The organism is Candidatus Egerieousia sp. (assembly GCF_056211015.1).
The window spans coordinates 1-24,978 of record NZ_JBAELF010000135.1; the positions used below are offsets into that span (position 1 = coordinate 1).

Below are 24,978 nucleotides of genomic sequence, written 5' to 3' on the forward strand. Positions count from 1 at the left end.
AAGAAAGCTGTCTTTACCTTCTGGTCTGCAACTTCCTCAATTGCGTAGCATTTCAAACCAAGTTTCTCCTCATAGTAAGGAATAGCTGTCTCCAATGACTTTACAGCTATGCCAAGATGATCAATATGTGTAAGTTCCATAATAAATGTTTTATTTAGTAGTTACTAATATGTCTTATAAATATGCTTTAGGAGAGCGTGGCGGCAGCCTTGCTCTCCTAAACCGGATGTCAGTTATTCATCTTCCGAGGTGTCAAGGGTGGTGTAGACGTTCTGGACGTCTTCATCCTCTTCTATCTTTTCAATGAGTTTGTCAAGTTCAACCCTGTCTTCCTTTGCAACTTTCTTGAGCTCAACGTTAGGGAATCTCTGGAACTGTCCGCTCATGATGGTGAACTTGTTCTCCTCAAGATACTTCTGGATTGTGGCGAAAGATTCGTAAGCACCGTAAATCATTATGATATCAGGATTCTCCTCATCCGAGTCATCCTTGAAAACTTCCTCAGCACCGAAATCAATCAGTTCGAACTCGAGTTCGTCCATGTCAACTTCACCCTCTGCCTTGCATTTGAAGACGCATTTGCGGTCAAACATGTAATCAACGCTGCCAGAGGTTCCCAGTGTGCCGCCGAATTTGGTGAAATAACTTCTTACATTGGCAACTGTTCTGTTTGTGTTGTCAGTTGCTGTTTCCACAAGGATTGCAATACCGTGAGGGCCATAGCCTTCATATACCATTTCCTTGTAGTCGGCTGTATCCTTTTCAAAAGCTCTCTTGATGGCTCTTTCAACATTATCCTTAGGCATGTTCTCACTCTTTGCTGTCTGCATGAGTGTCCTCAGACGAGGGTTGCTGTCAGGATCAGGACCGCCAGCCTTGGCAGCAATCGTGATTTCCTTACCTATTCTTGTGAAAACGCGGGCCATGTTGCCCCAGCGCTTGAATTTCCTTTCCTTTCTGAATTCAAAAGCTCTTCCCATATTATTCCTTATTTAGAAATACGCTCAATGTACTTGTTGATATCGTAAGCCTCAACGCTCTGTGGATATTTCACCTTGATGGTATTGTAAGCTTCAACTGCCTTCTCATTCTCGCCGAGTTTTTCGTAAACTATGCCGGCTTTGAGCAGATACGCTGCAGCAAATACATTGTCTGCCCACTGTGCCGCCTGTATGTAAAGGCTGGCTGCCTTGCTGTAATCCTCCTTAGCTGAATAAGCATCACCCTTGCAGGCAATTGCTCTTGCGTTCATGATAGGATCTTTGCCGTTGTATTTGTTGAGATAGTTGATAGCGTTGTCCCAGTTGCCGAGCTGAAGTTCGCATACACCTGCTTCAAAATACACAGCTTCAGGTGCTTTGCTGCCATATTCCTTGATAACTTCGGCAAGTCCCATTGCATTTTCGTCACCATTGAGAGCTTTTTCAAAAGCACCCTCACCAAAGTACATCTCTGCTGTGAACGCCTGGTTTACAGCTTCCTTTGCTCTTGGAATGCTGTATGCATGCTGATAAATGAGTCCCACAGCAACGAGTGCCACTACAGCGCAAAGAATCCAGATAAGGGTTTTCTTGTTCTCGTTGAGAAATTTTTCTGTTTTTGAAACCGCAGCTGCAACATTCATCTGTGGCTCCTGTTCGATGTTTTTGTTTGCCATTTTATGTTAAATTTTTTATACGTTTCTTTTTTGCCGAATTTTAGCGGTCGCAAATTTACAACTTTTATCTTAAAATCAAATTATCTTTTTTTTATAAACTTTCGTGAACCTATAACTCGAAAATGAAATGATGTTATTTAAGTATTATATCCGTTTAAAAATTGGAATTTCTTAAAAATTAATGCTAAATTTGTTTTTTAAAAAATATAACGTCTATTAGCAATTATTATGGCAACACTAGATCCTCAGAGCCCTAATCATATATTGGTAGGATTGGGCGGTACAGGCGGCAAAGTACTCAAAGCTTTCAGAAAACGTATTTTTCAGGAATTTCCAAACGATGAAGACAGGGCAAGATTGTCAATCGGTTATGTTTATGTGGATTCCACCAGAGAAATGATGGTCCCCGGAGATCCAAGTTTCAGGGTTCTGGGCAAGGATGCTTCTTTCACAGAGAGTGAGTTCGTTGACATAAAGACAGTTGAGCTTAATAAGATTCTTGACAACATTTCGGCGTTTCCAGGCTTGCAGGGCGTTGTGAAGAACGGCGCATCAATGAGAAATACGCTTGGTGAAGTTGGAAAGGCAGCCGGACAGAAAAGAAGGGCGGGAAGGATTCTTTTTGCCGCAAATTGCAACAAGTATCTTTCAGCTCTTTCATCGCAGTACGAAAAATGCAAGAAGATTACACATCAGGATTCCTTGAACATCCATATTATCACAGGACTCGCTGGCGGAACCGGCTCCGGTTCCATTATTGATGTAATAGCGCAGACCAGATCGCAGGCAGCGTACAAGGATGCCAATATTGTAGTTTATGCAATGGTTCCTGAACTCAATATCCCTGCCGGTTGCCAGGCTGGAAGGTATCACCAGAACGGCTACGCCGCATTGAGGGAGTTAAGCGCATTGAACGTTGGCAGATTCCTTCCATGCGATGTTATCAGCGGCTCGGAGCATGTGCGCCTGAATACAATGCCAAACCAGCAGTTCGGACTCATGCTCTACTCCAATACCAATGAAAACGGGGTGGTGGTTGATTCATTCAAGGAACTGCCTAATCTTCTTGCCGACACAATATATTTCCGTCTTTTCCTTCAGATGAAGACAGGCATTACAGATGATTATCTCCGTTCATACAGCCTGGAGAACATAAATGATTTTTCCGTTGAGTATAGCGAGAATTCAAAAGGAACAGACAAGGAAAGAGCACGTACCAAGGCTATCAATACTTTCGGCCTCAAGAGGATAGTTTATCCGGAAAAGAGAATCGTTGAACACATTTCCTATACGGTTGGACAGAAGATTCTCGCTCAGATGCAGTATAACAACTTCAAGGACGATTTCGGTTTCGTGAAGGAACCTGTAAAGAAAGATTTCCGCGAAGCATATATTGAGGGTAAGAATGGCGGCAGGGAGAATCTCAAGAAATGGTTGATGGATGATGCACATCTCCTGCTTGAGGAAAAAATATTCGATACTGACAGGAACTGCAGGAAATTCTCCGAGTTCTGGGGAGAGGTATCAAATGATTACAATTACGAAGAGGCAAAGAAGTTTGACAAAGAGCCATTGAATTTTCTGGAAACACATCTGATGGATGTTTATGCCAGTGATTTCAGAAACAAGAAAGGCGTTGAGCAGTATTATGCAGACAAGGCTGAGGATTCAATTCTCAAGGAACAGGCATCACACATAATAGAGAAGATTGAAAGGGATCTCTACACAAAATGGTATGAAGGGAACCTTTCTCTTCATGAACTGTCCGAAATCTGCAATGTGGTTCTTGAATATATACGGGCGCAGAAGGCGGACATTGAGAACCAGCTGGATGCAATCGAGGCAAAAATCAATGATTACGATGCTGAAGCATCCGATATCAAGAGTGATTACAACAACCTGTCTCTGCTTCAAAGGGCTACGGGAAAATCACCAAGGCTTTATTCAGAATTCCAGCAGTGTCTGGCGGACCTTTACACATACAGAACAAAGAAGGTTGCCACAATGTTCATGAGCGGACTGCTTGCAAAACTGCAGATTGCATTCGAGGAGTTCAGTGCTGAAGTCAGTCAGTTCATTGCCGTGCTCCTGAATGCAATGGATGTTGCAGAAAAGAAGATTGCAGACAGAAACAAGGCTACTAAGGGCATATCGGATCTTGCCAATGCAGTCATTGAGGTAGGTGATTTCAACAAGATGGTAAAGCTTGAGCAGAATCTTGTTCTTGACAAAAACATTCAGACAACCTGGTCGGGCAATTTGAGAAAGTCAATAGTAAGAAACCAGTCCTACGCACATTTTGGAGAGCTTGCCCGCTCAACTGATGAGGATCAGATTTTCGATCTGTTCGACATAGAACTTGCGCCTAAAGTCAAGGAAAAACATGATCAGGATTGCCAGAATGACAAGATTCTGGGAATCAACATTCTCCAGCAGCTCCAGAAAGAACTTACCAACGATACCTTAATAAGGAATTTCGCTTCAGATCTTATCCAGCAGAGCGGCACCTTCCTCAAACTTGATGACGGTCAGTTGCAGAAAGCATTGAACAACAATGACAACCCTGTTGCAAGGCCTGAATCCATCAACAGGAAGACAGTACTTATTTCAATGCCTTCTGATGATGGGGACGATTCTCTCAAGAAATTCGCTGAAAAGTTAAAGAACGCCCTTAAGGAAGCATTCGGAAATTCAACTGCCGGTTATACTCTTAATTTTGACACCTCATCTGAAAGAAAGAACGAGATAACGGTTCTTTCCATAAAATATTGTTTCCCTATCAGAGCCATTTCAGATGTTGCTGAATTCGACAGGGTTTATAAGAACATGATAAATGACCCTAACGAAACAATGGCAAAGGAGTCAAGGATACTTCTCCATTCAGAAGGCGATGGTTCGGAACTGCCTGAATTGATGGGAGATGTCAGATTGAGCGCCAGCGATATGATTCCTTATATATTTGTCGCAGCAGCAAACGATATAATCTCGTTCCGCGAAAACGACAGGGAGGAGAAGGGATGGTGCGCTGTAACAAAGGATGAGTGGGATTCCGAGATTGTAATGCTCATATCAAATGAATTCACCGGAATCAATACAAGCGAGGAATTTACAGATGACATCATGTCTCAAATCAAGGAAAATGTTGACAATATTCTCAAAAATCCGGATTTGAAGATGAGCCAGAGAGCAGGAATGGCAGATATGGTAAAATCAATCATGAAGGATTATGTCAGCAAGGAATGCAGCAGCGTTACTTCACCTAAATATAGAGAATACAGCGAGAACGCCAAGAAAGCGCTTGAATTAATCAATAAAAAATAATCATACTATGGATAACAGAAGAAATTCTTCGGCAAGAGCAGATCGTAACAGATTCAAATTCGGAATTTGCTCCAACAGGGACATGAATGGCGAAGGAAGTAAATGTCCTAAATGCGAAAGCGGTGAAATATTTAAAATCAGAGCAACTGAAGATTTTGTCTGTCCTGAATGCGGAGAGCCTCTCAAAGAGGTGCCGGGACCAAAGACGGGCGGCAAGAAACTCTATATTATAATCGCCGCAGTCCTTATTGTTCTGGCGGGTGTGGTATATTTCCTGTATTCGGGCAACTCTGAAAATAACGTCACGGATAATGAACCGGAAGAACAAATCACCGATTCAACACAAGTTGTACCAGTTAATTCCGCTTCCGATAGAAATGTCAAGGCTGATGACAGTGTCAGACCTGAATCCAAGACTGCATCATCTGTTCTTGATTGGGGTAGTTATGAAGGCAATGTAAATGAATACGGTGAGGCGCATGGTACCATGGGAACCGTGACAGTTACCAAAACTCATACATTCGATCTCAAGACATCTGATAACGAAAAGCTGACAGTTAACAAAGGTGACAGAATTGTTGACTGTAAATTCAACAATGGCAAATTCGTGAGCGGGGAAATCATTTATTCCAATGGTGAGAGACGAACCGTATATATTGGATTATGAGATTGATTCTTCTTCTGATAAGCATTGCATTGTTCACACTTCAGTCCTATGCTCAAAATCGGTATAGGACTGAGTGTCTGCATGCAATTGCCAATGCTACAGGGATGATTTCACTTACCGACACGATTTCTGAAGGAATTCATCACTGTGCAAGTGAATTCAAGGGGCATCCTGTTAACATTTATCAGAAGAGTGGTGAAATATATCACATAGGATATACCATTTTCCCCGATTCCTGCCGGAATGAACATAACTATGTAGTCTTTGATTTCCTTGAAAGATATACGCTCCAGTCTGATCTTTCAATTGATAAATCAAGGAACTTCAACACAAAGATGAATGAAGACGAGGTGTATTTCTCAAAGGGGAATATAGCTTCGCTCAAGGATTGTTTCGGTCTCGCCACTCTGTCATTCAGCATCAGAAATGAAAACGATCAGAGATATTTCGTCTCTTTCTGCAGAAATGGAAAAGAGTTCTGTTCTCTGAATTTTCCTATCAATCATAATCTTTTGAACGAGACCAGAATGCTTGAGGACGAGGAAAAACTGATGAGCGACCTTATGGCTTTCAAACTTGGAAGCATATCTGTTCCTGAAGCACCTGCCTCTGATTCGGCATACGTAACACAATTCAACAACAACTCATATCTGTTCATACTTAAAGGCAAGTCATTCATTCTTCCTTACATCAGTTCAAACCTTTACTATCAATATGATGAGAGCAAAGGATTTGAATTGATTCATGACAGGAACAGGCCTGTTGAGTCGGTAGCAAACATGCTCCTTACTTCAGCTGTAGAAAACGATTTCGACATTGAGGTGGACTACAGAAGATATGCATATAAGGATTCATGCATTGTCCTTAAACTCAATGATTTCATAGGTTATTTCCTTAAATCCGGCTGCAAGGGCTTTTTCGCCGCCAAGTCGCTGGAAGGCAATATTGTCAATTGTATGGTGCTTATGCACAAGAGCGATGAGGGTTATGCACACCTTCTCAATATTGAGATTGATATTACAGGAATTGATAGAAAGCAGGGATGGAGCCGGTGCAAGCTTCACTCATATTTACCATTAAACAAAGTGAAAAATCTATTTGCAGATAATTAGCGATATGAAAAGAATTTCCGTTTTTATCATAATGCTTTCATTTGTCAGTTTGAGCCTTTCCGCCTTTGCATTGAGTGACAATCACGCTCAAAAAATCAAAGACATAAAAAGAAGCGGAAAATACTTCTTCTTCGAATCATTTTTCGATAACGAGAATGAAGCAAGGTCAACAGCTGTGCTCAGTTTGACAAACAAGGTGAACAAAGCATTGCTGGAGAGCGGAACGGATAATCCAAAAAAAGTTGACGTGGAATGCATAATGAAAACAAAGCAGGAAATAGTACAGTTCAAAAATGGGATCTATGATGTTTTCGTATATGTCCCTAAATCGGACTTCATAAAAATCCGGCAGAATTCCGTTCCTGAACGAACCAGTCATTCTGTATCTGTTGCTAATGCGGCTCCTTCCCAAAATCTTACCCAGTCACACCATCAGACTCCATCGCACCATCAGACCCCGTCAAAGAATCCGGAAACAAATGAAATCATATCAGTAACCGTTGCAAATTCTGACAATATGAAAGAATGGCAAACTGAATTGATATCACAGCTTCTGCAGAAAAAGGACATTACGGAGGCGGTCAGCTTTATTGACAGAAACCAGGCGAGCAGAAAAATTAAAAGTTTCGGCACTGTTGCCGAAAGTAAGGATGCGGCCTCATCCTTCTGGATAATTTTTGATACTGATTCCCAAAAAACACTGATAGCGCTTCTCGGACCGGGTCAGGATCTCCGATTGAATTACAAAACCAATACAAAAGAAAGCCTTGGTGATTATTCAGGTAAAAATGCCATATGGTTCATAATGGCAAAATAAAACATATTCTTATGAAAAAGCTTATATCTTTCCTAATTCTGACAACATGCCTTCTCCCTTCAATTCTGTTGGCACAGTCAAACTCTGTAAAGGTTGAATTGGTTGATGGCATATATGATCCGGCACTGAAGTCAAAAATTGAATCAAATGCATCAAAACTGCTGACAGCCATCAACAATGCTTTTGCCAGAAATTCCAATGTCAATTATACGGGTATAGTTATTGACAGGATGGCTACTCAGACAATAGGAATGAGCTGGAACCATCTTCGTTTCTGTACTCTTGACAATGAGATTGTTGAAGACTGTTACAAAATAGAGCGCATCAATCGTAAAAGTGGCTCAAGAGAGGTGCTCAACTATCAGATAAGGAATATTATGGTTCAGATAACACCTCTTGATGCTTCATACGATAGCGGAAAACTGCGTGAGGTTTGTCTTGACTTTGACAGAAACGGTAAAATTATTGATTTCAATTTTGCCATGGACAAGGTTTCCTATGCGAATCTGTTGAAAGAGGGTAACAGATTGAACGACACCGACAGAAGATTGCAGATTATCTCATGGTGCGAGAAATTCAAGAATGCATACAATACAAAAGACAAGGATTTCATGCAGATGATTTTCTCGGAGGACGCCCTGATAATCACAGGCAAAGTGATACAACCTGCAAAATTCAAATCAGAAGTTCAGATTTCACCTGCCAAGGTTGAATTGGTGACAAAAACCAAAAAACAATATCTTACAAAACTGTTCCAAGCCTTTGACAACAGGAACAATTACATAAATGTTGAATTCACCGACTATGAAATTCTACGGCATGGAGCCAAACCTAACTATTATTTTGTCACCTTGGTGCAGAACTGGCATTCAAGCATATACAGCGATACTGGCAATCTTTCGCTGGTATGGGATTTCACAGATGATGACAACCCGAAAATACAAGTGCGCGCCTGGACTCCCATTTCTGCCGGAGCCCTGGGTGTCAACGATATAAAACTGCCTTAAATGGATATTAATGAACATTTTTAAATCTAATAACTTATGAAAAGATTATTTTTAACTTTCATTGTTTCCTGCATTGTTTGTCAGGCAATGAGTCAGGAGTTGGCGGTCAAGGACTTCAGACATGATGCATCTGATTTATCTGCAGTAGTCCATCAGGTAAAGGATTTGAATGATTCACCTTGCGCACTTATTAAAGTTGGAATCGTTGCAACGAATGTTGAATTTGAAGGTGACATTGTATCAACTGTTGACAAGGGCAGCGGTGAGTATTGGGTGTATATGATAGAAGGCGCCAGCTGGCTTAATGTCAGATGCGCTGAATACGTTCCGTTCAGATATGAATTTGAACCGCTTGAAAAGAACAGCACTTATATCCTGCAGTTGGTACAAGGCGGAAATGATGTTCTCAAATCAATCATTCCGGTAAATCTTCCGGCAGTAACATCTCTTACAGGCAAGTCCAAACCCGGTGTTTCTTTCAATATGATACTTGTAGAACCCGGTATGTACCAGATGGGGGCTACTGATGAGCAGAACAGCACCGAAAAAGATGAAAAGCCTGTAAGATGGGTTCGTATAAGCAGACCTTTCTATATTTCAGAAACAGAAGTTACACAAGCGCTGTATCAGTATGTGACAAATACGAATCCCAGTGTTTTTCAGGATCCGGACAAACCCGTTGAGAACGTGTCATGGCAGGATGCAAAATTGTTCCTGGAAAAATTGAGCACAATTACAGGATCCAAATTCAGAATGCCTACCGAAGCTGAATGGGAGTATGTTGCACGTGGGGGAAACAAAACTGGACATTACAAATATTCCGGAAGCAACAATGTGAATGAAGTAGGTTGGTATATTGGAAATTCTCAGAACCAGACACATAAGGTAAAGTCAAAAGCGCCTAATGAACTTGGAGTGTATGATATGTGCGGCAATGTATGGGAGTTCTGTATCGATGTCAAGGATGATTATTCAAAAATCAAGGCTGATGAGATTCAGGATCCTGTGAATGTCAAGCCCGACAATGGCGACAGAGTAAGAAGGGGTGGAGCATGGGACAGCGCAATAGATACCAAGCAGGACCAGTTAAGAAATGCTTACAGAAGAAGGGCTGTTCCTAATGAGGCTCAGCGCTGCAACGGAATAAGATTGGTTCTGACAGTGGAATAGATTGAAAAATCAATCAGTTCATATATGAAGTGTACATTGTTATATCTTCTGGTGTCTGTTTTTGTGACAATTCCAGCATTTTCACAGAACAAACCTGTATTGCGGTACAATCGTAACGGAGAATTTAAGATTGTTCAATTCACTGACCTTCATTTCAAGCACGGCAAGTCCTCGTCCAATGATGCCATTGAGTGTATAAAAACCGTTATGATGGAGGAGCAACCTGATTTGGCCGTCATAACAGGCGATATGGTTTATTCGAAACATGTTGAAGAATCCATAAATACAATCTGCGAAGTGTTCCAGCAGTTCAGGGTACCTTTTGCCTGTGTGTTCGGTAATCACGATTTCCAATTCGACATGAGCCTGTCCCAGATGTATGACAAGTACTCTTCATATTCCTATAATATTCAACCGCCCCGCGATTCTCTTACGGATAGTCCTGATTATATGATTCCAATCAGAACGTCCGACACAACCAGCAATATAATTTCAAGTATTCTGTATTGTTTCGATTCACATTCTTCCTGCCGTATGAAGGGGTGGGAAGGTTACGACTGGATTCATTTCAATCAGGTGAAATGGTTTACGGAATGCAGTGAGTTTGTCAGAAACGATTCTTTGTCAAATAAATCCAACTCATTCGTTTTCCTGCACATACCATTGCCTGAATTTGCCTTGGCAGCAACAGATCCAAGTATTTCCATATATGGAAATTTCGGTGAAAAAGTGTGCTGTCCTTCTGTCAATTCTGGCTTATTCGCAGCTTTGCTTGAGGCAGGAAACGTTTGCGCAGTGTTTGCCGGTCATGATCATGACAACGATTTTTCAGTTGTTTATAAAGGTATTCTTCTGGCTTATGGAAGATACTCCGGAGGTGATACTGTTTATAACAACCTCAAACCCAATGGGGCAAGAGTCATCTTGCTGAATGAAAACAAGAAATACAGCACTTGGATACGACTTGCAGATGGTAGAATGACTGAATATCTGAACTTCGCAACTCTTAAAGAGAAATAGATGCTTTTCTTATGTATTTGAAACGAGAGACTGTTTACAATTTCAAAAACATATCTTCAAGCGAACTTTCGTTCAGTTCAAAGCTTAATTGCATAAGTGGCAATAATGGTGAAGGTAAAACAAATCTGCTCGATTCCATTTACTATCTGTGCATGACCAAAAGCTATTTCAACTTGTCGGACACCTACGTGTTCAAGTCCGGTGAGCAGGAGTTCTCGCTTAATGGAGAATTCATCAAGGAAGACTGCACGATTGACAACATATCAATTTCGGCAAGGACTTCGTCTGAAAAGCATATAAAGAAGAACGGCAAGCTCCTCCAGCGCTTTTCCGAACATGTGGGCAGTTATCCGGTTGTCATGATTTCCCCCGATGACTCCGGTATAATAAATGGAAGCGCAGATATTCGCAGAAAGTTCCTCAATTCCATACTTTGCCAGCTTGATAAGTTGTATCTTGCTGCTGTACAGAGATATAACACTACACTTGCCAACAGGAACAAATTGCTGAAATCCGGTTATATGCAAGCCGAAATACTGGAGATGCTCAATATTAAACTCTCCATTGATGCCTGGTACATCTTTGCTAAGAGGAACGAACTCATATACAATGTCAGTCCTCTGGTTCAACGTTATTATGCCGTTCTTTGTTCAAACGGTGACAAGGCGCAGACGAACTATGACTCACAGCTGTACAATCGCAGAAACGAAGGAAAGGATGCCTTGAAGAATCTGCTTGAAAATTCTTTCGAAAAAGACAGCATCCTCAAATATACGTCCTGTGGTGTACACCGTGACGATATTGATTTCACAATTTCCGGACTCCCAGTCAGACAGTGTGCTTCACAGGGAGAGCAGAAATCGTTCTGCGTAGCGCTCAAACTGGCACAATATACCATAATGAAGCAGTCGTACGGGTTCGCACCGATACTTCTGCTGGACGATATCTTCGACAAACTTGACATGAATCGGGTGGAAAACCTTCTCAAGATGGTTGCTTCCGAGGATTTCGGACAGATTTTCATTTCCGACTGCAATTTTGAAAGGACGCAGCAGCTGGTAAGTTCACTCAAGCGCGAGTCAAGGAACTTTAAAGTTTCAAACGGAATTTTTGAACAGATTCTTTAGGAAATGCGCTACGAAAAACCGCGTCTGATATCCGATATATTAAGGGATTTCGTATCTGAGAACAAGCTTGAAGAAGGGCTTTTCGCCAGCGGAATCATCAGGAATTTTCGTAAAGTAATAGGTGAGAAGAGTGCTTCCTGTCTCACACAGATCAGTTTTAACAACGGAACAATTTATTGTAAAGCTTCATCCTCTGTCATTAGAACCCAGCTCTTTCTGCGCAAAAAAGATATATTGAAAGAACTGAATGAAAACTTTGATGAACCAGTCGTAAGAAAACTTATTATTAATTGAAATACGTATATAAATACACAATGATATGCTCAGTTTAGAAAAACAATTGAAAAATTTCCGCACAGGATTCCCATATCTTAAAGTGCTTGATTCCGCATCAATTGGAAATGGTATTGCAAGACTCAGCAAAAAAGCAAAGGAGTGTGCCTTGATGGCTTATTCACAGTATATAGGCAACAATGGCAAAATATGCAAGTTCGTTCCTGCGTCCGGTGCCGCAAGCAGAATGTTCAAGGATATTTATGCCGGTCTGGATTATATGAGAACACACAACGAGCCTCTGCCGGAGGATCACCCTTGTGCAATGTTCATCAGAAACATAAATAATTTCTGTCTTTTCGATGTTGAAGACCTCCTTGCCATGCTTCTGGAAAAGGACGGATTGAACCTGGGAAGCACTCCAAAAGGACTTATTCATTTCCACGATTATGGAGAATTCGTACGTACTCCTTTTGAGGAGCATCTTGTTGAAGGCGCAAGTTATGCGAAAATGAAGAACGGACAGGTTTCTCTCCACTTCACAGTTTCAAAGGAACATCTGAACGATTTCAAAAGTCTTCTGAATTATGTGAAGGCAAGCTATGAGGATAATTATGGATGCAGGTTCAAAGTCAGATTCTCGATTCAGAATCCTGAAAGTGATATCGTTGCCGTTGATATGGACAACAATCCTTTTGTAAAAGCCAATGGCAAGGTTCTTTACAGGCCTGCCGGACATGGTGCTCTGATAGACAATCTGAATACTGTCTCTGAGAATGTCATTGTTATCAAGAACATTGACAACATTACTGTTGAGAACAAGCTTGAGCCAACCGTTCTATGGAAGAAAATCCTGATGGGACGTGCACTGCAGCTTCAGAGCAAGTGCCATTCGTACGTGGCAATTCTTGATGCACAGGGTGTTGATGCTCTTGATGAGTATCTGCCTGAAATAAGGTTGTTCCTCAAGAAAGAGTTTGCCATTGATATACCTGAGGGTCTTGACAGGCAGCGGACCTATGACAAAATGGTAGAAAAACTGAACAGACCTGTACGTGTATGCGGTATGGTCAGGAATGAAGGCGAGCCCGGCGGCGGACCATACATAATCGGAGAGGAAGACGGAAGCACTTCGCTCCAGATTCTTGAGAAGGCTCAGCTCAATACCAATGATCCTGCAATAAAAGAAATGGTGAAACGCTCAACCCACTTCAATCCTGTTGATCTGGTATGTGCTGTTTATGACTATCGAGGTAAGAAATTCGACCTGAGCCAATATGTTGATGATACAACCGGCTTTATTTCAGAAAAGAGCTATGAAGGCAGGACTCTCAAGGCACAGGAGCTCCCCGGTCTTTGGAACGGTGCAATGAGCAGATGGAATACAAGTTTCGTAGAAGTGCCTGTAAGCACTTTCAATCCTGTGAAAACGGTTCTGGACCTGCTCAGACCGGCTCATAGAGTAAATTGAAGTATTTCAAGATTATTTATTAATTTTGCATGATGTAAAATTTGCGCACAGCAGCGCTCTTAAAGAAATTAAACAATAATATTATGATACCCACAAACGCAATTCAGGCTTTTCAGCAGATTCACACACCTTTTTATTTCTATGATCTGGACCTCTTGAGAGCAACTCTCAAGGAATACACTTCACATACTTCAAAACACGGCTACAACGCCCATTTCGCTCTCAAGGCAAATGCAGACGAGAGAGTTGTAAAACTTATCAGGGATGCTGGTCTTGGAGCGGACTGCGTAAGCGGAAACGAGGTTAAGCTTGCTGTAAAATACGGCTTTGACCCTGCAAAGATCGTTTATGCCGGTGTTGGCAAGTCAGACAAGGAAATAAAGGATGCTCTCAAAGCAGGAATTTTCTCTTTCAACTGCGAATCAGTTCCGGAGATACAGATAATCAACGATTTTGCAAAGTCAATGGGCAAGGTTGCCAACATTTCATTGAGAATCAACCCTGATATTGACGCACACACTCACAAGTACATAAGCACAGGTCTCAAGGAGAACAAGTTCGGAATCAGCCCTTGGGCTTTTGACCAGGTTTACGATCTTTTCAGAAACCTCAAGAATATCAAGCTTCAGGGACTTCATTTCCATATCGGTTCCCAGATTACAGAGCTGGGCGTATTCAAGACTTTGTGTACAAGAGTTGAGGAACTCCAGAAATGGTTCATTGACAGGAACATTGAGATCAACAACATAAATCTCGGTGGTGGTCTTGGCATTGATTACAACGATCCTAACGCAAATCCTATTCCTGATTTTGCACAGTATTTCGACATCATCAGCAAGAACCTCATAGTTCGTCCCGGCCAGCAGGTACATTTCGAGCCTGGTCGTGCAATCGTAGGCCAGTGCGGTTCAGTTATTACCAGAGTTCTCTACGTGAAGATAGGCAAGGAGAAGAAGTTCGTTATTCTTGATGCAGGTATGAACGATCTCATCCGTCCTGCATTGTATCAGGCTCATCACAGCATTGAGAACCTCACTTCAAACAAGAGGAAACTCAGATATGACGTTGTTGGTCCTGTTTGCGAAAGCTCCGACTGCTTCGGTACAAAGATACTTCTTCCTACAACCCAGAGAGGTGACCTCGTAGCTCTCCGTTCAGCAGGTGCATACGGTCAGGTAATGGCCATGAAGTACAACCAGAAGGATCTTGCAAAGGCTTACTATTCAGATGACCTCATCAAATAAGGATTAGCGGATGTTTGAAAATTTGATAGACAGGCTTGAACATTCGTTCAAGATTCTCAAGGGTGAAGGCAAAATCACCGAAATCAACGTTGCAGAAACGCTGAAGGATATCAGGAAGGCACTTCTTGACGCCGATGTCAGCTACAAGACAGCCAAGAAGTTTTGTGACGATGTAAAGACAAAGGCTATGGGCATGGATGTGCTCAAGTCGGTGAAGCCGTCACAGATGATGGTGAAGATAGTTCATGATGAACTTGCCACCCTTATGGGAAGCAGCGCTTCCGACATAAACCTCAGCGGAAATCCAGCCATTGTTCTGGTTTCAGGTCTCCAGGGTTCAGGTAAGACTACTTTCTGCGGCAAGCTGTCGCACCTCTTGAAAAACAAGAAAGGCAAGAGAGTACTTGTATGCGCAGGCGACGTTTACCGTCCTGCTGCCATTGAGCAGTTGAAGGTTCTTGCAGAGCAGGTGGGAGTTGAAGTTTACACTGAAGATGGCAACAGAAACCCGGTGGAACTTGCAAGACATGCTGTTGCTCATGCAAAGCAGTATGACTACAATGTCCTTATCATAGATACTGCAGGACGTCTTGCAGTTGACGAGCAGATGATGGAGGAGATTGCAGCAATCAAGGCTGCCGTGAATCCTTCCGAGACATTGTTCGTTGTTGACTCAATGACAGGTCAGGACGCAGTTGAGACAGCAAGGGCTTTCAATGAAAGACTTGATTTCAACGGCGTAGTGCTTACCAAGCTCGATGGCGATACCAGAGGCGGTGCCGCACTGTCAATCAAGGCAGTTGTTCAGAAACCTATCAAGTTCGTGAGCTCCGGTGAGAAGATGGAGACGCTTGACGTGTTCCATCCTGAACGTATTGCCGACCGAATACTTGGTATGGGCGACGTTGTCTCCCTGGTTGAAAAAGCACAGGAGCAGTTCAATGAGGATGAAGCAAGAAAACTTCAGAAGAAACTGCTCAAGGATCAGTTTACATTCACCGATTTCTACGATCAGATACAGCAGATCAAGAAGATGGGTAATATAAAGGATCTGGCGTCAATGCTCCCTGGAGTTGGCAAGGCATTGAAGGACGTGGATATGGACAACAGTTCATTCAAGGGCATTGAGGCAATCATTCAGTCAATGACACTTGAGGAAAGAAACAATCCATCAATCATAAATGGCTCCAGAAGACGCAGGATTGCAGCAGGCAGCGGTACTACCATTGTTGAAGTGAACAGATTGCTCAAGCAGTTCGATGATACAAAGAAAATAATGAAAACAATGGCCGGTGGTGGCGGAAAGAAGGCTATGAACGCCATGCAGGCCATGAGAAGATTCAGAGGAAGGTAATATATGGCTATTCTCATTGACGGCAAACTCACAGCCGCACAAATCAAGGAAAGAATAAAGGCTACCGTTGAAACCAGCGTGGCCAACGGGGGCAAACGCCCTCATCTCGCCGCAGTCCTGGTTGGCAACGATGGCGCCAGCGCCACTTATGTTGCGTCCAAGGAAAAAGCATGTGCGGAGGTGGGTTTCAAATCAACCGTCATAAAAATGAAGGAGGAAACCAGTCAGGATGAGCTTCTGGCAGTTGTAAAGAGACTTAATGAAGACCACGATATTGATGGTGTAATTGTTCAGCTACCTCTGCCAAAGCATCTTAACGAGCAGGTTGTAATAAAGAACATTGATTATCACAAGGACGTAGATGGATTTCATCTTGCCAATGTGGGTAAGATGGTTCTGAACATGCCCGGTTTTCTTCCGGCAACACCGTTCGGAATTCTTACGCTCCTCAAACAGTATAATATTGAAACAAGAGGAAAGAACTGCGTGATACTTGGACGCAGCAACATTGTTGGCAGACCGATGGCTAACCTTCTTTCCCAGAAAGGATTGCTGGCGGACTGTACGGTAACCATGTGCAACAGCAAGACCAAGGATATTGCATATTTCACAAGAAATGCAGACATAATCATTGCCGCAATCGGAGTTCCTGAATTTCTGAAGGGGGATATGGTAAAGGAAGGAGTTGTTGTGATTGACGTAGGAATCACAAGAATTCCTGATTCCACCAAACCCCGCGGATACAGGATTGTTGGAGATGTTGACTTCAAGCAGGTTGAACCTAAAGCTTCATACATTTCACCGGTACCCGGTGGTGTTGGCCCGATGACAATAGTATCACTGCTCGAGAATACTCTCAAGTCCGCTCAAGGCAAGAAACTCACTTGGGTATGAAAAAGACATTGAAACAGATACACATTCCGCTTTTGGGTAAAATCATAATTGCAATAATTCTTGGAATTGCCTGCAGTTATGTTTTTCCTGTTTCTATAGTAAGGATATTCGTAACCTTCAACGGCCTGTTCAGCGGCTTTCTGGGTTTCATATTGCCTTTCCTGATAATAGCTCTTGTGGCTCCCGGTATCTTCGAGCTGAAAAACAAAGCGGGAAAACTTCTGCTGATTACGGCGGCAATTGCGTATCTGTCAACCTGGCTGGCAGGTGCATTGTCATATCTCACCTGCGATTTAACCTATCCTTCAATCCTCACTTACGGAGGGCAGAACGTTGATGGACTGGAAGAGAGCAGCCAGATATACGCCGAATATGTAAAGATTCCTATTCCACCGGTGATGGATATAACATCGTCACTCGTTCTGGCATTCGTGCTGGGGCTTACTTTAAGCAGGATCAAGGGCGATTATTGCAGGCACGCCTTGTATGAGTTCAGGGAAGTGATAATGATGGTTATAACCAAAGTAATCATTCCTCTTTTGCCTCTGTTCATTTTCGGTATTTTCCTTAAGATTGCCGATGACGGTCAGGCTGCATCAACAATCGCGCTTTTTGTAAAGGTGATAATAGTCATATTCATACTGCATATATTCTGGCTTCTTCTGCAATATTGCATTGCCGGAGCAATTGCAAGGAAAAATCCTTTCAAGGCACTTGTAAGGATGCTTCCTGCTTATGTAACCGCACTCGGAACACAGTCGAGCGCTGCAACTATCCCGGTAACGCTCCAGAGAGCCAAGGCCAACGGAATTAAGGATACAGTAGCGGATTTCGTAATTCCGTTATGTGCAACCATTCACCTGTCCGGCAGCTGTTTGAAGATTGTAGCCTGCGCATTCGCCGTACTGTATATGCAGGGCGTGACTCTTCCTTTCACGGACTTCCTTATTTTCATCTGCATGCTGTCCATTACAATGGTGGCAGCTCCCGGCGTCCCGGGCGGAGCTATAATGGCAGCACTCGGCCCTTTGTCCGAGTATCTTGGTTTCACACCTCCTATGCAGGCGTTGATGATTGCATTGTATATTGCCATGGACAGTTTCGGTACAGCCTGCAATGTTACCGGTGATGGAGCAATAGCTATGATTATAAACAGACTGAACAGGAACAACGACTGATTTTGATATGAAAACAATCAGATATTTCATATTCATATTCATGATAATGATCGCATTTTCCTGCGGAAGAAAGGACGGCATATATAAAGTGACAATACTTGAGACAAGCGATGTTCACGGCAAGTATTTCGACAGTCTGTACAATGGCACGGCAAACCGAAGCTCTCTTGCCAAGGTGAGTTCATATTTCAAGGAGTGCGATTCTGTCTGCGGAGCTGATAATGTAATAAAGCTGGACAACGGCGATTTCCTTCAAGGAGACAATGCCGCTTACTGGGCCAATTTCGTTGATACTTTGAGTGAAAGACATTTGATGGTCAGACTGGTTGATTATCTTGACTATGATGCTTTGATTGTTGGGAATCACGATATTGAGACCGGCCATAGTGTATATGACAGGATTCATTCCCAATTGCATATACCTTATCTGGCCGCGAATATTGTCAAGGAGGGAACTGATGAATGTTATTTCAAGCCCTACGCAATAATTGAAAGCAACGGTTTGAAAGTTGCTGTCATAGGTTATGACAATTCCAATATCAAGAGCTGGCTTGGTGAGAAACTCTGGAAAGGGATGGATTTCAAGGATGTCAGGGAATGTGCACAGTCAATGGTTAACTACGTGAATCAGAATGAGAAGCCTGATATAACAATACTCACCTGTCATGCGGGTGTTGGCAACGGTGAGTATGATGATTTTGAAAATCCTTCACTTTATCTTGCAAAAACTCTCACCGGAATTGATGCTCTGCTGTGCGGTCACGACCATGCCCCCTATGCCGAAAAACTTGACAACGGTACTGTCATTGTTGATCCTGGCGCAAGATGCTCATATGTTGCACGAATTGATTTTGAAATCGAAATCATGAACGGTGAGGTAGTTTCAAAATCTTCGGATTATGCACTGGTTCCTATGGAAAATGTTCCAAACGATATGCAGTATAATTCTGCGTTCAAGAACGATTTCAGAAAAGTATATGATTTCTCCAACAGGGAGATAGGTACACTTGATGAAGAGCTTGTGATGTCCGACGCTTTTTTTGGTCAATGCGCATACATAAACCTTGTCCAGAATGCGCAGCTGGAAGCGTCCGGAGCACAGGTAAGCATTTCTGCTCCTTTGTCCTCCAGAGGCAGGCTTGAAAGAGGAAAAATCAGTTTTCAGGACCTGTTCGTCATTTATCCTTTCGAAAATGAACTTTATAAAATAGAACTTACTGGCCAGCAGTTGAAGGATTATCTTGAATATTCATATATGCTATGGATAGGGGAGAACCCGGTGAGAGGCGGGCATCTTCTCAATCTGGAAGCACATGATTCGCCAACGGACGGTCAGAATGCAGGAAAGAGCACGAAGTATCGTTTCGTACATCCTTCCTACAATTTTGATGCTGCGGCAGGAATCAACTATACTGTTGACATTACAAAACCTTATGGCAGCAGAGTGAACATTCTCGGAATGCAGGACGGGAGTGAATTCAGCTCTTCTGATAAATATACGGTGGCCATTTCCTCATACAGGGCAAGCGGAGGTGGAAAACTCCTGACTGAAGGGGCCGGAATATCAAAAGAGGAACTGCCTGATATTGTCATTGAAAAATACTCCGATATAAGGAGCATCATTTACAATATGTATGTCAGCGGCAGGACTGATCTCAAGGCTCACAGCAAGTGGAAATTCATTCCTGAAAAACTTGCCGCTGAACTCGGTACTGCCGATAAGAGTCTCCTCTTTGAAAAATGAGATAAAAAATTATTTATATTTGCATAATAATTAACGGCGTTTGTATGCAGGCTAGTAATACAGTTGTTCTTGAAAAACTCAAGCAGAGAATCAATACAATGATTTCAATGTATGAGACAGCTGTTTATGAGAGAAATGATTTTGAAAACAAGTACAATAACGCCAGGGAACAGATAAACAAATTAAACAGTAAAGTAGAAAAATTAGAGAACAGATTAAAGACCTTGGAGTTGGCTGATGCATTCAGCGGTACATCAAAGGATTCACGTGAGGCGAAAGCAAAGATAGACGCAATAATTAAGGAAATAGACCATTGTCTTGAACTTATGACAATTTGATAATATGGGGCAGAATATCAATTTGGAAATAGCAAAAAGAAAATTCCAGTTCAATATAGATGATTCTTCACCTAAGAATGAGCAGGCATGCAGGATGGCTGCCCAGATGATATCAAGGTCATACGAAGCGCTCAAGTCCAAGGCTGCGTCAAAGGATACGCTGGATATTCTTGCAATCTTACTTTTTAATTACGCAAAATCATTGGCAAGCGTAATGATAAACGAGCAGGAGGATACCTTTCTTGAAGATCTGACCAGTCTGAGTGAACATCTCAACTCTTACATAGAGAACCAGCCGCTGCAACAGCAGTATTTTTGCGAAAATCAACACTAATAAATTCAAACGGGTCAACTGCATGCCAAAACCAGGCCTGGGTTACCCTTATCCAAGGGGATTCTTTTTTAAGGACGTTGGAAGGTTGCGGCAATAACAGAGCCCAAATCCTATCTTTTCAGGTTTTTCCGGAAAAGGGCTGATGTGGCGGCTTTTTCAAGCAATTAATAACAAACATATATATATTTAAAAATGATTAATGTCATACTATTGAGCCTGGTAGGTGTCGCAGCTGGATTCGCTGCAGGATACTACGTAGTTAACCAGGTGGTTCTCAAAAAGAAAAAAGAAGAGATCATAGCAAAGGCTGTTAAGGAAGGAGAGGATATAAAGAAAGAGAAGATCTTCCAGGCCAAGGAGAAATTCCTTCAGCTAAAAAGTGAGCACGAGCAGTTCATCAATGAGAAGAACAATCATGTGCAGACCCTTGAAAACAAGGTCAAGCAAGCCGAACTTATAGTCAATCAGCATAAGAATGAGCTTGAGAAGAAACAGCAGGACGTTGAGAAAATCAAGAACAATCTTAATGCTCAGCTCAACCTTGTAAACAAGAAGATGGACGAATATGAAAAACTCAAGAAAGCAGCAATCGAGAAGATTGAATTGATAGCCGGAATGAGTGCTCAGGAGGCAAAGGCCGAACTTGTAAGGACAATGAAGGATGAGGCCAGAACGGAAGCGGCATCCTATATCAATGATGTTATGGATGAAGCCCGCCTCACTGCCAGCAAGGAAGCAAAGAGGATTGTGATAAATACAATTCAGAGAACTGCTCCGGAAACCGCAATTGAGAATGCTGTTACTGTATTCAATATTGAAAGTGATGAGATAAAAGGAAGAATCATAGGCCGTGAAGGACGCAACATCAGAGCTCTTGAGGCTGCTACCGGAGTTGAAATTGTTGTTGATGACACTCCTGAAGCAATTCTTCTTTCAGCATTCGATCCGGTAAGAAGGGAGGTAGCGCGTCTTGCCCTTCATCAGCTGGTAACAGACGGCAGAATTCATCCTGCAAGAATCGAGGAGGTTGTTGCCAAGGTTCAGAAACAGCTTGAGGATGAAATAATGGAAACAGGTAAGAGAACCTGCATAGACCTTGGAATCCACGGACTGCACATAGAGCTTGTCAAACTCATAGGTAGAATGAAGTACAGATCTTCATACGGCCAGAATCTTCTTCAGCACGCAAGGGAAGTGGCCAACATCTGTGCTACAATGGCCTCAGAACTGGGATTGAATTCAAAGGCCGCGCGCAGGGCAGGTCTGCTCCACGATATCGGAAAAGTTTCCGATGAGGATCCGGATCTTCCACATGCACTTCTCGGTATGAAACTTGCCGAAAAATATAAGGAGAATCCTGAAATCTGCAATGCAATAGGAGCTCACCACGAGGAGATTGAAATGACTTCTCTCATATCTCCGCTCGTTCTTGTAGGTGATGCCATTTCCGGTGCCCGTCCAGGTGCAAGACGTGAAGTGATAGAGTCATACATCAAGAGGCTCAAGGATATGGAGAACATAGCGCTCTCATATCCGGGTGTTAACAAGACTTATGCTATTCAGGCAGGACGCGAGCTGAGGGTTATTGTTGGCAGCGATCAGGTCAGCGATCAGGAGGCAGAGAACCTTTCAACTGAAATTGCCAGGAAGATTCAGGATGAGATGGTTTATCCGGGACAGGTGAAGATTACCGTTATACGCGAAACAAGAAGCGTTGCTTTCGCAAAGTAATTTCCTGTAACAATATAAACAACTCCGTATGTATTTGTATTTTGCATACGGAGTCATTATTTTCCTGTCCTTGAAGAGAAGTTTGGCACGCTATTCGCTGTAAAAGCGGAAGCCGCGGACAATGCCGTTGATTACGGTGCTCCATCGCAGTAGAATACCAATAAGCAGAAGGATTATCAGTATGATAAATGCCTGGCTTGTCTGGCTCTGCGCTTTGAAGTTTGCATAAAGTTTCAATATCTGTCTTTTGATTCTGCTCATTGCAGGCTTAAGATTTAATTCTTGGCAAAAGTATAAACAATTTATTAAATTTGCTTGAGCTATGTTGTTAATATTACTTTTCAGCTTATTGGTCAGAGCCTGTAGAAAGTAATCCAACCATCTGATTTGAAAATTATTACCATATGGAAGATATAAGATTACAGAAAATCAAAACTGCGGTTGAGTACATCAAAAGCAGGATAGTCGGCATCAAGCCACTTGCCGGAATAGTACTTGGCAGCGGCCTGGGCAAACTTGGAGACATCATTGAGGAAGCACAGGTTATCCCTTACAAGGAGATCCCAGGCTTCTCCATTTCCACAGCGATAGGTCATAAAGGAAATCTTATCTATGGAAGACTCGGTGGTCAGCCGGTGATTGCAATGCAGGGAAGATTCCATTACTATGAAGGATACCCTATGGAACAGGTTGTGCTGCCCATAAGGGTTATGGCGTTGTTGGGAATCAAATATCTCTTTGTTTCCAATGCTGCCGGCGGAGTAAATTTCAAATACAAGGTCGGTGACCTGATGCTTATCACAGATCATATCAATTTACTGCCAAATCCATTGATAGGTAAGAATATTGAGGAACTCGGGCCAAGATTCCCTGATATGACAAGGCCGTACGACAAGAGGCTCATTGCAATGATGGACAAGATAGCATCCAAATTGGAAATCAAGCTTCATCATGGTGTGTATCTTGGCAGCACCGGTCCTACATACGAAACACCTGCCGAGTACAGATTCTATAGAAGCGCAGGTGCGGATGCTGTTGGAATGTCAACAATACCTGAAGTCATAGCTGCAAGACATATGGATATTCCGGTGATGGGAATAAGCGTGATTACCAACGAGGCTCACGATGATTATGCCGATGACTATGTCAATGATGGTGATGACGTTGTAATTGCCGCAGATGCTGCGGCAGACAGAATGACCGCTCTGGTCATTGAAATGGTTTCTCAACTCGGACAGGAGGAATAATGGTAAAGTTTGTTTCATTATCAAGTGGCAGCAACGGCAATTGCTATTATTTCGAACATCAGTGCGGTGCCTTTGTTGTGGACGCAGGAATAGGCCCGCGTACAATAAAGAAACGTCTGCAGGAGCATGGACTTGATTTTTCAAGGATTCATTTTGTTCTTGTCACCCACGATCATCTGGACCATATAAAAAGCCTTGGAGTATTATGCGGCAAGTATCACATTCCCGCTTTTGCAACCAGAGTGCTTCACAATTCGCTCGTTCACCATTTCTGTACCAGGGGTAGAATGAGCGGTTGTGCCCGTTACACCAAACTTGATGAAACATTTGAATACGACGGCGTAGAATTCACACCTTTCCTGGTGAGCCATGATGCAACACAGACCGTTGGTTATAAGATAAAGGTAGAAAATACCGTTTTCACTCTTGCTACGGACATAGGACAGTCCAACCCTCAGCTGGTCAGGTTCGCAAAGGAATCACAGGTCCTTATTCTTGAAAGTAATTTTGACATTGACATGCTCATGCGGGGGCCTTATCCACCTGAACTCAAGGTGAGAATCTGCAACGGTCAGGGGCATCTGAGCAATGACAGGATGGGTGAAATCCTGAGGCAGGTTTATCATAACGGCCTTACTCATATCTTCCTGTGCCATCTGAGTGAAAACAACAATACGCCTGCCAAGGCTTTGGAATCAGCTGAAGTAGCATTGAAATCCATCGGGGTGAAAGCTGGTAATGATGTCATTACCGTTGCCCTGCCAAGAAGGGAGGCTTCCTGCGTATATACTTTCTAGTACATATCTGTAAATGATTAAGTTCCAAAGACATAATAAGTTCAATTTATTTACTTATATGTTCCCACTGCTGCTTATCTCATATTATTGCAGTGCACAGGATGTTGATGTGAATGGAATGTACATTGGACAGCTTTACACCAGGCAACAAGTGGTTGACAAATTCGGTGAGCCTGATTATGTCTATTCCGGTAGAATAAACGTTCAACCTGAATATCACGATATATTCAGTGGATGGTGTCAATATTGCAAGTATGGTGATAATATTCTGAACTTCGACGAAGAAGGTGATGGTACATTTTGCGGATTCAATATTTATGACAAGGGCTTTGTCGTAATGAAACCCTCATGACATAATTTGTAGTCGCCAAAGTTCATGAAAAGGGTTGACGCCCGTCTATATTATATACACCAATATACATTAGACTATGGCAGACATCCAGTTCACACAGGTCGTATCGCGCGGTTGCGGTAT

The 24,978-nt window shown here is 42.5% G+C and carries 25 protein-coding genes; 21 read left to right on the plus strand and 4 right to left on the minus strand.

All coding sequences use genetic code 11. The features are described 5' to 3' along the window. The 3 genes from AC06L3_RS08870 to AC06L3_RS08880 form a co-directional block, all read right to left on the minus strand. A partial coding sequence (locus AC06L3_RS08870; RefSeq protein WP_475670284.1) for a VOC family protein occupies positions 1-140 on the minus strand: 140 nt, incomplete at its 3' end. Positions 141-233: 93 nt separating this feature from the next. After that, positions 234-980 (minus strand): YebC/PmpR family DNA-binding transcriptional regulator, encoded by a 747-nt coding sequence (locus AC06L3_RS08875; RefSeq protein ID WP_475670262.1) that lies wholly within the window; start codon positions 978-980, stop codon positions 234-236. 8 nt (positions 981-988) lie between these two features. Further along, on the minus strand, positions 989-1,657 hold the full coding sequence (locus AC06L3_RS08880) for a tetratricopeptide repeat protein (protein ID WP_475670263.1): 669 nt from the start codon (positions 1,655-1,657) through the stop codon (positions 989-991). A 228-nt stretch (positions 1,658-1,885) separates the two neighbouring features. Here AC06L3_RS08880 and AC06L3_RS08885 point away from each other — a divergent pair, with 228 nt between their 5' ends. The 18 genes from AC06L3_RS08885 (at position 1,886) to rny (ending at position 22,459) form a co-directional block, all read left to right on the plus strand. Next, a complete protein-coding gene (locus AC06L3_RS08885; RefSeq protein WP_475670264.1) occupies positions 1,886-4,978 on the plus strand; it encodes a tubulin-like doman-containing protein in 3,093 nt (1,030 codons plus the stop codon). Positions 4,979-4,985: 7 nt separating this feature from the next. Then, positions 4,986-5,645 carry a flagellar basal body-associated FliL family protein gene (locus tag AC06L3_RS08890; protein ID WP_475670265.1) on the plus strand — a complete coding sequence of 220 codons (660 nt, stop codon included), beginning with the start codon at positions 4,986-4,988 and terminating at the stop codon, positions 5,643-5,645. After that, a complete protein-coding gene (locus AC06L3_RS08895; protein WP_475670266.1) occupies positions 5,642-6,757 on the plus strand; it encodes a hypothetical protein in 1,116 nt (371 codons plus the stop codon). Before AC06L3_RS08890 ends, AC06L3_RS08895 begins: the two co-directional genes overlap by 4 nt. Before the next feature lie 196 nt (positions 6,758-6,953). Then, positions 6,954-7,574, plus strand: coding sequence for a hypothetical protein (locus AC06L3_RS08900; RefSeq protein ID WP_475670267.1), 621 nt, complete (start codon positions 6,954-6,956; stop codon positions 7,572-7,574). A gap of 11 nt (positions 7,575-7,585) precedes the next feature. Then, positions 7,586-8,581, plus strand: a complete 996-nt coding sequence (locus AC06L3_RS08905) for a nuclear transport factor 2 family protein (protein ID WP_475670268.1) — start codon at positions 7,586-7,588, stop codon at positions 8,579-8,581. A gap of 36 nt (positions 8,582-8,617) precedes the next feature. Next, the gene (locus AC06L3_RS08910) at positions 8,618-9,751 is read left to right on the plus strand and encodes a formylglycine-generating enzyme family protein (protein ID WP_475670269.1); all 1,134 of its coding nucleotides are present in this window, start codon (positions 8,618-8,620) and stop codon (positions 9,749-9,751) included. Between the two features lie 24 nt (positions 9,752-9,775). Continuing rightward, complete coding sequence (locus AC06L3_RS08915) at positions 9,776-10,771, plus strand: metallophosphoesterase family protein (protein ID WP_475670270.1); 996 nt, start codon at positions 9,776-9,778, stop codon at positions 10,769-10,771. Between the two features lie 11 nt (positions 10,772-10,782). Continuing rightward, positions 10,783-11,898, plus strand: a complete 1,116-nt coding sequence (recF, locus tag AC06L3_RS08920) for a DNA replication/repair protein RecF (protein WP_475670271.1) — start codon at positions 10,783-10,785, stop codon at positions 11,896-11,898. Positions 11,899-11,901: 3 nt separating this feature from the next. Beyond that, positions 11,902-12,192, plus strand: a complete 291-nt coding sequence (locus AC06L3_RS08925) for a DciA family protein (RefSeq protein WP_475670272.1) — start codon at positions 11,902-11,904, stop codon at positions 12,190-12,192. 25 nt (positions 12,193-12,217) lie between these two features. After that, positions 12,218-13,642, plus strand: a complete 1,425-nt coding sequence (locus AC06L3_RS08930) for a DUF4301 family protein (RefSeq protein ID WP_475670273.1) — start codon at positions 12,218-12,220, stop codon at positions 13,640-13,642. Between the two features lie 83 nt (positions 13,643-13,725). Next, on the plus strand, positions 13,726-14,886 hold the full coding sequence (lysA, locus tag AC06L3_RS08935) for a diaminopimelate decarboxylase (RefSeq protein WP_475670274.1): 1,161 nt from the start codon (positions 13,726-13,728) through the stop codon (positions 14,884-14,886). A 10-nt stretch (positions 14,887-14,896) separates the two neighbouring features. After that, entirely contained in the window at positions 14,897-16,240 is a 1,344-nt protein-coding gene (gene ffh, locus AC06L3_RS08940) for a signal recognition particle protein (protein ID WP_475670275.1), read from the plus strand. 3 nt (positions 16,241-16,243) lie between these two features. Then, complete coding sequence (locus tag AC06L3_RS08945) at positions 16,244-17,134, plus strand: bifunctional 5,10-methylenetetrahydrofolate dehydrogenase/5,10-methenyltetrahydrofolate cyclohydrolase (protein ID WP_475670276.1); 891 nt, start codon at positions 16,244-16,246, stop codon at positions 17,132-17,134. Between the two features lie 8 nt (positions 17,135-17,142). Then, the gene (locus AC06L3_RS08950) at positions 17,143-18,312 is read left to right on the plus strand and encodes a dicarboxylate/amino acid:cation symporter (protein WP_475670285.1); all 1,170 of its coding nucleotides are present in this window, start codon (positions 17,143-17,145) and stop codon (positions 18,310-18,312) included. A gap of 7 nt (positions 18,313-18,319) precedes the next feature. After that, the gene (locus AC06L3_RS08955) at positions 18,320-20,056 is read left to right on the plus strand and encodes a bifunctional metallophosphatase/5'-nucleotidase (protein ID WP_475670277.1); all 1,737 of its coding nucleotides are present in this window, start codon (positions 18,320-18,322) and stop codon (positions 20,054-20,056) included. Positions 20,057-20,100: 44 nt separating this feature from the next. Continuing rightward, positions 20,101-20,394, plus strand: coding sequence for a hypothetical protein (locus tag AC06L3_RS08960; protein WP_475670278.1), 294 nt, complete (start codon positions 20,101-20,103; stop codon positions 20,392-20,394). Between the two features lie 4 nt (positions 20,395-20,398). Further along, on the plus strand, positions 20,399-20,728 hold the full coding sequence (zapA, locus tag AC06L3_RS08965) for a cell division protein ZapA (protein WP_475670279.1): 330 nt from the start codon (positions 20,399-20,401) through the stop codon (positions 20,726-20,728). Positions 20,729-20,932: 204 nt separating this feature from the next. After that, a complete protein-coding gene (rny, locus tag AC06L3_RS08970) occupies positions 20,933-22,459 on the plus strand; it encodes a ribonuclease Y (protein ID WP_475670286.1) in 1,527 nt (508 codons plus the stop codon). 90 nt (positions 22,460-22,549) lie between these two features. Here rny and AC06L3_RS08975 read toward each other — a convergent pair whose 3' ends face one another. Next, entirely contained in the window at positions 22,550-22,720 is a 171-nt protein-coding gene (locus AC06L3_RS08975) for a hypothetical protein (RefSeq protein ID WP_475670280.1), read from the minus strand. A 143-nt stretch (positions 22,721-22,863) separates the two neighbouring features. On the opposite strand from AC06L3_RS08975, the gene AC06L3_RS08980 reads away from it, so the two are divergent. From AC06L3_RS08980 to AC06L3_RS08990, 3 genes are read left to right on the plus strand one after another with little or no spacing between them, the layout of a single operon-like run. Beyond that, the gene (locus tag AC06L3_RS08980; protein ID WP_475670281.1) at positions 22,864-23,706 is read left to right on the plus strand and encodes a purine-nucleoside phosphorylase; all 843 of its coding nucleotides are present in this window, start codon (positions 22,864-22,866) and stop codon (positions 23,704-23,706) included. Next, positions 23,706-24,503, plus strand: coding sequence for an MBL fold metallo-hydrolase (locus AC06L3_RS08985; RefSeq protein ID WP_475670282.1), 798 nt, complete (start codon positions 23,706-23,708; stop codon positions 24,501-24,503). The genes AC06L3_RS08980 and AC06L3_RS08985 overlap by 1 nt, the downstream gene beginning before the upstream one ends. Before the next feature lie 58 nt (positions 24,504-24,561). Continuing rightward, positions 24,562-24,855, plus strand: a complete 294-nt coding sequence (locus tag AC06L3_RS08990) for a hypothetical protein (RefSeq protein WP_475670283.1) — start codon at positions 24,562-24,564, stop codon at positions 24,853-24,855. Positions 24,856-24,978: the final 123 nt, after the last annotated feature.